We start from the raw sequence: 12,032 nt of genomic DNA, 5'->3' as shown, positions 1-12,032 counted from the left end.
TTTATTTTGACATTCTAAAGCTAGTGTGGAAAACTGATATTATATTAAACGATAGGATGATAGTAAAATGAAGATATTATTTATAGGTGATGTGGTAGGATCTCCAGGCCGGGATATGGTACAGGAGTACTTACCGAAATTAAAAGAAAAGTACCGCCCCAACATGACCATTATCAACGGGGAAAATGCTGCGTCAGGAAAGGGAATTACGGAAAAAATCTATAAACAGTTTTTGGAATGGGGAGCCCAGGTAATTACAATGGGTAACCATACATGGGACAAAAAAGATATATTTGATTTTATTGATGGCGCAAAATATATGATAAGGCCTGCCAATTTTCCGGAAAATAATCCTGGGAAAGGAATTGTCTACATAAATATCAATGGAACTGAAGTTGCTGTCATTAATTTGCAGGGCAGAACATTTCTGCCGCCTGTTGATGATCCATTCCAGAAAGCTGACCAATTGGTTGAAGAGGCCAGAAAGAGAACGAATATCATTTTTGTGGATTTTCACGGTGAAGCTACAAGTGAAAAACAGGCAATGGGCTGGTATCTTGACGGGAGAGTGAGTGCAGTGGTCGGAACGCATACACATACCCAAACTGCAGATGAACGGATCTTATTGGAGGGAACGGCATATATTTCCGATGTCGGAATGACCGGACCGTATGATGGGATTCTCGGTGTGGAACGCGAGGCGGTATTGAAACGCTTCCTTACATCACTTCCTGTACGTTTCGAAACTACCAAAAAGGGTAGAACACAATTAAATGGTATTTTGGTTACCATCAATGACAAAACGGGACAAGCGAAAAACGTAGAGCGTATTATCATTAATGATGATCATCCATTCTTCAGCTGATTGATTGAATTGTTTGAATCTTTGTTGCATAATAGGGAATAAGCTAACATCTCCAAGAATATAGTAGCAATATAACTACAATAGCGCATGAGGAGGTACTAGTAATGGACGTATTAAAAGTTTCAGCAAAATCAAATCCAAATTCAGTAGCAGGTGCACTTGCTAATGTATTAAGGGAGCGCGGCACAGCAGAAATTCAGGCAATCGGTGCAGGTGCGTTAAACCAGTCTGTTAAAGCGGTAGCCATCGCCAGAGGTTTCGTTGCACCCAGTGGAGTGGATTTAATATGTATCCCTGCATTTACGGATATTTTAATCGATAATGAAGAACGTACTGCCATTAAGCTAATTGTTGAACCAAGATAATAGGTATTACAGGAACCTTCCTAGCTACAGATAGGGAGGTTTTTATTTGCGTATCGTATAGAAATATTGTTAAATTTGCAAAGAACCATTATACTTTACTATTGAACACTATACATATAATTCGTTTTATACAGAAAGGAGATTCCTGATGAACGAAGAGCAGCGTAAGCAGCAGGCGCAGATCAATCAAGAAGCTAACTTTGATAGAATTAAAAATACATCTAGTGATGATATGATTTCTAAATATTTCCAAACAAACTATGAACCGCAATCGCCTGATATAAAGAAAGCAAGGAAACGCCGGAAAGAGGATGTGCAATTTCATTACGACTTTTCGATTCCAGAAGATGTCGCTACTGTTGGTAAGGGGAAAAAATTCCTTATCCGTACATATGGATGCCAGATGAATGAGCATGATACAGAAGTAATGGCCGGAATCCTGACTGAGATGGGTTATGAATCTACATCTAACACGGAAGATGCAGATATTATCCTATTGAATACCTGTGCAATTCGTGAAAACGCAGAGAACAAGGTATTCGGTGAAATCGGTCACTTAAAACCGCTAAAATTGGAAAAACCAGATCTTATTATTGGTGTCTGTGGATGTATGTCACAGGAAGAGTCTGTTGTAGACCGTATCCTGAAGAAGCATCAGCATATCGATCTGATTTTCGGAACACATAATATCCATCGTCTTCCACAGCTTATTAAAGAAGCATTATTCGGCAAGGAAATGATCGTTGAGGTCTGGTCCAAAGAAGGGGATGTCATTGAGAACCTACCGAAAGTCCGAAAAGGTAAAATCAAAGCATGGGTTAACATTATGTATGGCTGTGATAAATTCTGTACCTATTGTATTGTCCCAATGACCCGCGGCAAAGAACGGAGCCGCAGACCGGAGGATATTATTCAGGAGGTTCGCCACTTAGTTGCACAGGGCTATCAGGAAGTCACGTTGCTTGGTCAGAATGTTAACGCATATGGGAAAGACTTTGAAGACATTCAGTACGGTCTCGGTGATCTGATGAACGATATCCATAAAATCGATATACCCCGGGTTCGCTTTACAACTTCACATCCACGGGATTTTGATGACCGTTTGATAGAAGTCCTGGCACAGGGCGGCAACTTACTCGATCACATTCATTTGCCAGTGCAATCCGGCAGTACGGAAATCCTTAAAAAAATGAACCGTAAATACTCTAGAGAAGATTATCTGGAACTAGTCCGTAAAATTCGGAAGGCAATTCCCAATGCTACCCTTACGACAGATATTATCGTAGGTTTCCCGAATGAAACGGAAGAACAGTTCGAGGAGACGATGACATTGATGGAAGAGGTTGGCTTTGAAGCAGCCTACACATACATCTATTCTCCCCGTGAAGGGACGCCAGCTGCCCGTAAGACAGATGATGTGCCTGAGGATGTCAAAAAGCAGCGTTTGTATCGTCTGAACGAATTGGTAAATAAACAATCTGCCGAATCGATGAAAAAGTATGATGGTCAAACGGTCAAAGTATTAGTGGAAGGCGAAAGCAAGAAGGATCCAGATGTTCTCGCCGGATACACGGAAAAGAATAAACTTGTGAACTTTAAGGGCCCTAAATCATCGATTGGAAACATTGTAGAAGTTGAAATAACAGAAGCCAAAACATGGTCCTTAAATGGGATTATGGTGGAAAATACAGTTGAGGTGAACTAAAATGACTGAATATAATCGAAAAGAAATACTTGATGAAGCAAAAAAACTGGCGAGTATGCTTGCCGGCACAGAAGAGATTGACCGTTTTAAACAAGTGGAAGCGAAGATCAATGAAAATAAAAAGGTGCAAAGCTTAATCCAGAAAATCAAAACCCTGCAGAAACAGGCAGTTAATTTCCAGGCATACGATAAAAAAGAAGCATTGAAACGAATTGAAGAGGAAATTGACAGGCTTCAGGCAGAAATAGATGATATCCCCGTTGTTCAGGAATTCAAAGAGACACAGATTGTTGTAAATGATGTATTGCAGCTTGTTTCCAAAACCATCGCACGTGAAGTAACCAATCAGGTTATCGAATCAACAGATGGCGATCTGCTCGCAGGGGAAACAGGATCAAAAGCACAAAACCAATCAGGATGCGCACACTAAATTAACTTTTTTTACCGGGCAAAGCAAGACTGCCCGGTTTTTGCTTCCCAAAAGTATTTATTAAGACATATATCTATAAGGAGTCTCCGTGTATTTCGCTCGCTGATTGTATGCTTTTTCAGCTTTATAAAGTTTTTGGCATGGTTGACCATTACTCATTCGCTTTTTCGCAGATTGATTGGAGCGCAGGGCAGTCGAACTCCAGTGGAAAAGGCAACACCTGAAGAATTCCGCACGGAAAGCGACTGCCCGGACTAGAAAGCGGCTGCCGCTATCATTGCGTCGTAGCTTATAACTTCTCCGTCAAATGCAACACTCTTATAGAAACCACCTGATTATAAATAAGAATCAGACCTGTTAAAATCCTTCTCTTAGTCCTTTTCATGAAATGCTATGCACTTTAGGTATTTGTCTTGCATAAAATGACTATGAAAAAAGAGGAGGTAAAAGTAATCATGACTTTTCTTGATAAAGAATATAGAGAAATCATCACCAAAGCTGTCTGTGGTAAAGGGCGAAAATTCACAAAGGATTCCCATTCCATCTCTCCGTCACATAGACCTTCAAGCATTTTGGGTTGCTGGGTTATCAATCATTTATATAATGCCAAGAAAAAATCCGAAGACACAGTCGAGATTAATGGTAGCTACGATATAAATATTTGGTATTCCTATAACGATAACACAAAGACGGAAGTGGTTACCGAGCGGGTAACTTACAGTGATATTATTCCACTATCGGTAAAGGATGATAAATCGGTTAATGACGAATATGACGTGATTGCCAAAGTCATTCAGCAGCCGAACTGTCTGGAATGCAAAATTTCAAGTAATGGCGGTAAAGTTACAGTCGAAATCGAACGTGAATTTGTCGTTCAAATAATTGGCGATACAAAGGTCTATGTACGTGTTAATCCGGTTTGGGAAAAAGAAGAAGATGATGACGATGATGTATGGGATTATAAGCTGACAGAAGATGAAGTCAAACATGTAAATCCTGACTTTCTTCATAAAAATGATTAAAGACGAGAGTATATCACTCTCGTTTTTTCTTTTTTGGAGACGTTATTTTTTGTGCAATTGGTTCGGTTTTTATTAGATATCCCTATTTTTCGATCCCTATATTATGGAGAGTACAATAAGATTGCTGCTGCGAGGATAGATTATTAGCAATGGTGCTTCCAGACTGCATGAAACCAACCGGTTCTGCTACCACCTTGTTTTATGCTATAATTGCAGAAGAATATTATGGGCAGTTGGAGGATTACTATGGCGAAATTAACACCAATGATGGAACAATACATAAAAATAAAGGCAGAATATAAAGATGCTTTTTTATTTTACCGTTTGGGAGATTTCTATGAAATGTTCTATGATGACGCAATCAATGCGGCAAGAGAACTCGAAATCACACTTACGAAGCGGGCTGGAGGAAAAAGCGATTCGATACCAATGTGCGGTGTTCCTTATCACTCAGCTGAAGGCTATATAAAAACATTAATCGAAAAAGGATACAAGGTAGCCATATGCGAACAGGTGGAGGATCCGAAAACGGCAAAGGGTGTAGTTAAGAGAGAAGTTGTTCAACTTATTACACCGGGTACTGTAATGGAGAGCAATATGCTAAAAGAAGGCGAGAATAACTATATTGCAAGCCTTTCTCAATTTAAGGATGGGACACATGCCGTTGCGTATAATGACCTATCAACCGGAGAAAACCGGATTGCATTGATTTCACATGGCTGGGATGCTGTGATACATGAGTTATATAATCAGCCAATCCGGGAAATTGTCATTTCTTCCAATCTGCCGGACGAGCTTCAGGGTCAGCTGAAGGAACGGCTGGGCATAACCTTGTCCTATCAGGATGAAGTCACTTTCAATGCGGAATATCGCAGTCTTAGTGAAAATCTGAATGATGAGCGTTTAATGAAGGCGTTCAGCAGGCTGTTAAATTATATCCAGCATACACAGAAGCGGTCACTTGATCACCTTCAAAAGGCAGAGGTCATCCAGCTGCAGGACTATTTATCGCTGGATATGTATTCGAAAAGAAATCTGGAATTGACGGAAACAATCATAAAAAAGGGAAAACATGGCAGTTTGTTATGGGTATTGGATAAGACAGCTACAGCAATGGGGTCCCGCATGCTGAAGAAATGGCTGGAGCGGCCATTGCTGAATCGGAAACAGATAGAAGAGCGCCTGCAAATAGTGGATGGCCTGTACCATGGATTTATGGAACGCGATACCTTGCGTGAAATTTTAAAATCAGTCTACGATATGGAGAGGCTGGCAGGCCGAATTGCTTTTGGAAATGTGAATGCCCGGGATTTAATCCAATTGAAGCAATCCCTGCAGAAGATCCCTGAGTTGAAAAACACGTTATATCAATTCAATCTGCCTGAAATCAATAGACTTGCAGATGAACTGATTATGCCAGAGCATCTTGTTCAAGTGCTTGATGCGAGTCTAGTGGACGACCCGCCGGTTTCGATTAAAGAAGGTGCTATCATAAAAGATGGCTATAATCAGCAATTGGATACGTATCGCTATGCATCCAAAAACGGGAAGCAATGGATTGCTGAGCTTGAACAGAAGGAAAAAAAGGAAACAAATATAAAATCATTAAAAATCGGATATAACCGGGTATTTGGATATTACATTGAAGTGACCAAGGCTAACCTTCATCTTCTGCCAGAGGGAAGATATGAGCGGAAACAAACGCTGACAAATGCCGAACGCTACATTACACCGGAGCTGAAAGAGAAAGAAACGCTTATATTGGAAGCAGAAGAAAAAAGTGTTGATCTGGAATATATTCTCTTTCTTGAAATAAGGGAGAAGATAAAAAATCATATCCCTGAGCTGCAGCATTTAGCAGACACCGTCAGCAAAATTGATGTATTGCAGGGATTTGCTACGGTCAGTGAGGCTAATAACTATAAGCGTCCCCGATTTGTCGAGGGCAAGCTAACGATTAAGAATGGCCGTCATCCTGTTATAGAGCAAGTAATGAAACAAGGTTCATTTGTGCCAAATGATGTATCTCTTGATGAAGAGACGCGTGTTTTACTGATTACCGGCCCCAATATGTCTGGTAAGAGTACATACATGCGCCAGCTGGCCCTAACGGTTATCATGGGCCAAATTGGATGCTTTGTGCCATGTGATGAAGCAGATCTTATCATTTTTGATCAAATCTTCACCAGGATAGGTGCAGCAGATGATCTCGTATCCGGCCAAAGCACCTTCATGGTGGAAATGCTTGAGGCAAAACATGCCATAGCAAATGCGACAGACCAGAGTCTCATATTATTGGATGAAATTGGGCGGGGGACAAGCACCTACGACGGAATGGCGCTCGCACAGGCGATAGTTGAATATATTCATCATAATATCCATGCGAAAACATTATTCTCTACCCACTATCATGAATTGACAGCATTGGAAGAATCTCTGTCCAGTCTGAAAAACGTTCATGTTCGTGCTGAGGAACATGAAGGGAATGTTGTCTTCCTTCACCAAATTAAAGAGGGTGCGGCAGATCAAAGTTATGGAATCCATGTTGCAAAGCTTGCAGAGCTTCCTGATGCTCTCATAGAGCGGGCAACAGCTATTCTCCAGCAGCTTGAAAGTGATGATAAGCCTGCACCTATAACCGAAAAAATAGAATCTGGACAGCTCTCCTTCTTTGTGGACGATGCAAAAGCAGTCAAGGAAAAGCAGCCGGTAAACAGAAGCAATGGAAGTGTCATAGAAGAATTGGCAAACATGAATTTATTTGAAATGACGCCTATGGAAGCGATGAATGAATTACATCGGCTTCAGAAAAGCATTAAGAAATAGTTCTAGAGAGAAAGGATTGTTTGCATGAGTATCGTTCAAATGTCTGAAGCACTCGCCAATAGAATAGCAGCCGGGGAAGTGGTTGAACGTCCTGCATCTGTAGTCAAGGAGCTAGTGGAAAATAGTATTGATGCAAACAGTACGTGGATCAAGATTGATATTATGGAAGCTGGCTTGCAGGAAATCAGGATAACCGATAATGGGGACGGAATGTCAAAAGAGGATGCCGACAAAGCTTTCCTGAGGCATGCTACAAGTAAAATCAAGAACGAAACAGATCTGTTTCATGTAACGACATTAGGCTTTCGAGGAGAAGCGCTGGCAAGTATTGCATCCGTTAGCAGACTGCAGATTAAGACATCTCAAGGGGATAAGGCCGGTACTTTTTTATCCCTTGAAGGCGGAAAAGTGAAGGAACAGGCGAAAAGTGATGCACGAAAAGGCACTGAGATCAGTGTAGCGGACTTATTTTTCAATACGCCTGCAAGGCTAAAGTATATGAAAAGCCTTCATACTGAATTGGGCCATGTTACAGACGTGCTGAACCGAATGGCACTATCGCATCCGGAAATAAGGTTTGAGGCAACACATAATGGGAAAGGATTGTTCAAGACTACCGGGACTGGGGATTTACTTCAGGTTATTTCGCAGATCTATGGCATGAATGTAGCGAAGAAAATGCTGCCGATCAAACACAATACATTGGACTTTGCAATTGAAGGCTATATTGCCAAACCGGAAATTACAAGGGCATCGAGATCATATGTGTCGACAATCATAAATGGCCGCTACATCAGGAATATCCCTTTAACGCAGGCGATACTTCGCGCCTATCATACACTTCTTCCGATAGGACGTTCGCCAATTGTCGTTCTGGCAATCGATATGGATCCAATACTTGTGGATGTTAATGTACATCCGGCAAAACTCGAAGTGCGTTTCAGCAAAGACAGAGAGCTGTATGGAGCAATTGAACAAACCATTAAAAATAAGTTTCGCGAGATTACCCTGATTCCGGAAATGGAACAAAAACCGAGAGTAAAAGAGAAATCGTTCCAGCATTCGCTTGAATTTAATGAACGCCCGAATGAAAATATGGATATATGGAAGCAAGATCCGAAAGTGGTTTTCGAGTCGGCTCAAGCATTTTCACAAACGGAGAAAGCGGAACTAGCACCCTCTGATGACATCAAGGTGGTAACTGATGAATCAGCTCCACAGTCAAGCGAGACGGAGGCAAATGAAGTTAAAACATTTATGAAGGGAACAGAAAAACCAAGGGTGCCTACCATTTACCCGATTGGTCAGCTCCAAGGGACCTATATATTAGGGCAAAATGAGAATGGTTTATATATGATCGACCAGCATGCTGCACAGGAAAGAATCAAATATGAGTTCTTTAGGGACAAATTAGGCAAGCCAATAAATGAATCGCAGGAATTATTGCTGCCAATGACTTTTGAATTTTCGAAGCAGGAATCCATTTTCATTGACCAATATAAAGAAGATTTTGCCAAAGTAGGTTTACTTTTTGAGCAATTCGGTAATCAGACATATGTTATCCGTTCACATCCTAATTGGTTTCCAGCCGGCTTTGAAGAAGAAGTTATCCGGGAAATGGTAGATCAGATCATGAATGAGGAAAGCGTCAATGTCGAATCCATCCGAGAAGATGCAGCCATTATGATGTCCTGTAAAAGGTCAATTAAAGCGAATCATTATTTGAATCAAGATGAAATGTTCCGTTTGCTTGAGGATTTACGAAAGACGACCGATCCATTTACATGCCCGCATGGCCGGCCAATTATCGTCCATTTCTCCACTTATGAACTTGAAAAAATGTTCAAACGGATTATGTAGGCCATGTATAAAACAATCGCATGCCGACAAAGCTAGAGAGGGTTAGTCCGATCAAGCCTGTAGACACACAGCATTTAAAAATCGAGGTGTTGAAGTTGGAAAATCAGAAACTGATTAATTTTTTGAATCAAATGCTTTCCAATTATTTTGTGCTGTACGTGAAATTACACCGTTACCATTGGTTTGTGCAAGGGAAGCATTTTTTTATCCTTCATGAAAAGTTTGAAGAAATGTACGGTCGAATTGCAATGGACCTTGATGTAATTGCGGAAAGAATATTAATGATTGATGGCAAACCCCTTGCGACGATGAGCAAGTACCTTGATGAGGCAACACTGGTAGAGGCAAGTGCAGATGATAAGGAAATGGAAATCATATTGCAGCTGATCAAGGATTTCTCGCAGATTATCTCAGAGATCAAGCATACAGGAATGCCGCTAGCAGAAGAATTTGCAGATGACCCTACAGCGGATATGCTAACAGCTCTGCAAGGGAAGCTGGAAAAAGATATATGGATGTTGAAAGCTTATTCTGCATATGAATAAAAAAGCATTTTAGGGGAAATACTAATGAAAAAAAACGTAATTGCAATAATGGGACCGACAGCTGTAGGCAAAACAAGGCTAAGCATCGAGCTTGCAAAGAAGTTTAACGGTGAGATTATCAGCGGTGACTCCATGCAGGTCTATAAGGGATTGGACATTGGAACAGCAAAAATCAAGCCCTCCGAAATGGAGGGTATTCCCCACCATATGATAGATATCAGGGATCCGGATCAGGACTTCTCTGCTGCGGATTTTAAAGATTATGTGCAGCAATACATAGACGAAATTACAGCAAGAGATAGATTGCCTATTATCGTTGGAGGAAGTGGACTTTACATTCAATCTGCCCTTTATGACTATAACTTTTCCGATGTGAAACGGGATGCTGCAGCTACCAGGAAAATGGAAGAAGCAGTTGCGGCAGAAGGGATTTTGCCATTGTATAAACGCTTGGAACAAATTGATCCGGAGCAAGCTGCCAAAATTCATCCCAATAATCATCGCCGGGTAATTCGTGCGATGGAAATCTATGAAACAACCGGAATGACGATGACGGCATATCAGGAAAACCAAACCATGGAATCTCCATATAGGCCTATACTTATTGGACTCGAAATGGAAAGGGAAATACTCTATGGGCGAATTAATGAACGTGTCGATCAGATGATTGCAGATGGCCTTGTTGAAGAAGTCCGGAACTTGTATGAAAATGGCTATTCAGATAGCCAATCCATGAGTGCAATTGGGTATAAAGAGTTTATTCCTTACTTCAATGGTGAACATAGCCTGGAAGATTCCATCCATTTACTTAAGCGTAACTCCAGAAGATACGCTAAAAGACAGTTAACTTGGTTTAAAAACAAATTGGATGTTCGATGGTATGATATGACGAACGGTCCAATTGATGAAAAATTGAGAATTATTTTTAACGATTTAGCAGGAATTTTGAAATAAAAGTAGAATTAGTTTAATACAGATAGAAAAGAGGAGGAACTTCCATGGCTCAAACAGTAAATATTCAGGATCAGTATTTAAATCAATTAAGAAAAACCATATTTCGGTTACTGTATTCCTTACAAATGGTTTTCAATTAAGGGGCATTGTAAAAGCTTTTGATAATTTTACGGTTTTACTGGAAACAGATGGGAAACAGCAACTGATTTTTAAGCATGCAATATCCACATTCGCTCCTGTCAAAAATGTTACACTTGAAAAAGAATAGCCTGCCGAACGGACGCTTGTAAAGGCGTCCGTTTTTTAGATTGCCTGCATTTTAGATTGCCGAACATCTATAGCGTCAATTGGCGCCATAGCAGAGCAGAGCTATGGGCTATTGTCACCCATTAATGGGCTCCTGCGTATACTGTGGTTGAGTGAGGGGTGATTTAATAGTGGCACAGGTGCAAGGCTATAAGAATGGGAAAATTAATATTATTTTGCAGGACCGGAGTAAAATAGAAACTCATTCCGTACAATCCATTGACAGCAGTCCTTTTAAGCATATAGACCATGAATTCGCTTCATTTGTAGGGATGAAAACTCTAAAAAAATCAATTAAAGAAGTCTATGCGAACTATTTAATCAATGAAAAGCGAAAAGACATGGGGCTAAGAGATTCAAAGCAGGTACTGCATATGCTCTTTAAAGGCAATCCGGGTACCGGAAAGACTACTGTCGCCAGGAAACTTGCCAAAATCTATTATGACATGAATATCCTGTCCAAGGGCCATTTTATCGAGGCGGAAAGAGCTGATCTGGTGGGAGAATATATTGGCCAAACCGCTCAGAAAACCCGGGCAATCATTCAGAAGGCAATGGGGGGAATTCTTTTTATTGATGAAGCCTATTCGCTTGCCCGTGGAGGTGAAAAGGATTTCGGCAAGGAAGCAATTGATACGATCGTAAAGCATATGGAGGATAATCACGATGATTTTGTCCTGATTCTTGCAGGATATCCATACGAGATGGACCGCTTCCTCACATTCAACCCCGGGCTGGAATCCCGTTTCCCGTTTATCTTGGATTTCGATGATTATGAAGTTGGCCAGCTGATGGAGATTGCGCATAGAATGGCAGATGAGCGGGAATATAAACTATCAAGAGAAGCAGAATGGGAACTTAGGAATCATCTGTTCAAAAAACTGAATGAGAAGACAAGGAATTTTTCCAACGCAAGGTATGTAAGGAATGTGATAGAACGGGCCATCAGGCTGCAGGCTGTAAGGTTATTAAGCCAAAGCAGCTACACCAATAAAGACCTTGTATTGCTGACAGGAAGTGACCTGCAGCTGGAATGAACATGGCACAAGGAATTTTCTTTCAATTGCTTTATTTGGTATGATGGAATAGGAAAATACTTGATATTAGGTGTATATTGCAGCTGAACCGCCATATAACATTATCTTTTGTTTAGC

The 12,032-nt window shown here is 40.8% G+C and carries 10 protein-coding genes and 1 pseudogene; all 11 read left to right on the top strand.

Translation table 11 applies throughout. The features are described 5' to 3' along the window. Positions 1–67: 67 nt before the first annotated feature. The gene (locus OMHG_RS05960; protein WP_010649202.1) at positions 68–865 is read left to right on the top strand and encodes a TIGR00282 family metallophosphoesterase; all 798 of its coding nucleotides are present in this window, start codon (positions 68–70) and stop codon (positions 863–865) included. Positions 866–969: 104 nt separating this feature from the next. Further along, positions 970–1,230 (top strand): stage V sporulation protein S, encoded by a 261-nt coding sequence (locus tag OMHG_RS05955; protein ID WP_010649201.1) that lies wholly within the window; start codon positions 970–972, stop codon positions 1,228–1,230. A 148-nt stretch (positions 1,231–1,378) separates the two neighbouring features. Next, positions 1,379–2,935 carry a tRNA (N6-isopentenyl adenosine(37)-C2)-methylthiotransferase MiaB gene (gene miaB, locus OMHG_RS05950; protein WP_010649195.1) on the top strand — a complete coding sequence of 519 codons (1,557 nt, stop codon included), beginning with the start codon at positions 1,379–1,381 and terminating at the stop codon, positions 2,933–2,935. Position 2,936: 1 nt separating this feature from the next. Next, complete coding sequence (locus OMHG_RS05945; RefSeq protein WP_010649194.1) at positions 2,937–3,365, top strand: YlbF/YmcA family competence regulator; 429 nt, start codon at positions 2,937–2,939, stop codon at positions 3,363–3,365. 455 nt (positions 3,366–3,820) lie between these two features. After that, positions 3,821–4,387: an outer spore coat protein CotE gene (locus OMHG_RS05940; protein ID WP_010649193.1), complete on the top strand. Its 567-nt coding sequence runs from the start codon at positions 3,821–3,823 to the stop codon at positions 4,385–4,387. A gap of 246 nt (positions 4,388–4,633) precedes the next feature. Further along, positions 4,634–7,213: a DNA mismatch repair protein MutS gene (gene mutS / locus OMHG_RS05935; protein WP_010649192.1), complete on the top strand. Its 2,580-nt coding sequence runs from the start codon at positions 4,634–4,636 to the stop codon at positions 7,211–7,213. 24 nt (positions 7,214–7,237) lie between these two features. Next, on the top strand, positions 7,238–9,073 hold the full coding sequence (gene mutL, locus OMHG_RS05930; RefSeq protein ID WP_044476808.1) for a DNA mismatch repair endonuclease MutL: 1,836 nt from the start codon (positions 7,238–7,240) through the stop codon (positions 9,071–9,073). A gap of 95 nt (positions 9,074–9,168) precedes the next feature. Then, on the top strand, positions 9,169–9,618 hold the full coding sequence (locus OMHG_RS05925) for a Dps family protein (protein WP_044476807.1): 450 nt from the start codon (positions 9,169–9,171) through the stop codon (positions 9,616–9,618). Between the two features lie 24 nt (positions 9,619–9,642). Then, on the top strand, positions 9,643–10,572 hold the full coding sequence (miaA, locus tag OMHG_RS05920) for a tRNA (adenosine(37)-N6)-dimethylallyltransferase MiaA (protein ID WP_010649189.1): 930 nt from the start codon (positions 9,643–9,645) through the stop codon (positions 10,570–10,572). 44 nt (positions 10,573–10,616) lie between these two features. Continuing rightward, positions 10,617–10,840 (top strand): annotated as a pseudogene (gene hfq / locus OMHG_RS17800) (RNA chaperone Hfq). Positions 10,841–11,006: 166 nt separating this feature from the next. After that, positions 11,007–11,915, top strand: a complete 909-nt coding sequence (gene spoVK / locus OMHG_RS05915; RefSeq protein WP_390621672.1) for a stage V sporulation protein K — start codon at positions 11,007–11,009, stop codon at positions 11,913–11,915. Positions 11,916–12,032: the final 117 nt, after the last annotated feature.

The organism is Oceanobacillus massiliensis str. N'diop (assembly GCF_000285495.1).
Taxonomy (GTDB): Bacteria; Bacillota; Bacilli; order Bacillales; family Amphibacillaceae; genus Oceanobacillus; species Oceanobacillus massiliensis.
Note: the sequence above shows the minus strand (reverse complement) of the source record. Positions and strands in the feature narration are given on the sequence as shown.

What these genes read in the sequence shown, in the direction of transcription:
- OMHG_RS05960 (WP_010649202.1), top strand. Translation starts at nt 68, where the DNA reads ATGAAGATATTATTTATAGGTGATGTGGTAGGATCTCCAGGCCGGGAT.
- mutL (WP_044476808.1), top strand. Translation starts at nt 7,238, where the DNA reads ATGAGTATCGTTCAAATGTCTGAAGCACTCGCCAATAGAATAGCAGCC.
- miaB (WP_010649195.1), top strand. Translation starts at nt 1,379, where the DNA reads ATGAACGAAGAGCAGCGTAAGCAGCAGGCGCAGATCAATCAAGAAGCT.
- mutS (WP_010649192.1), top strand. Translation starts at nt 4,634, where the DNA reads ATGGCGAAATTAACACCAATGATGGAACAATACATAAAAATAAAGGCA.
- OMHG_RS05955 (WP_010649201.1), top strand. Translation starts at nt 970, where the DNA reads ATGGACGTATTAAAAGTTTCAGCAAAATCAAATCCAAATTCAGTAGCA.
- OMHG_RS05945 (WP_010649194.1), top strand. Translation starts at nt 2,937, where the DNA reads ATGACTGAATATAATCGAAAAGAAATACTTGATGAAGCAAAAAAACTG.
- OMHG_RS05940 (WP_010649193.1), top strand. Translation starts at nt 3,821, where the DNA reads ATGACTTTTCTTGATAAAGAATATAGAGAAATCATCACCAAAGCTGTC.
- miaA (WP_010649189.1), top strand. Translation starts at nt 9,643, where the DNA reads ATGAAAAAAAACGTAATTGCAATAATGGGACCGACAGCTGTAGGCAAA.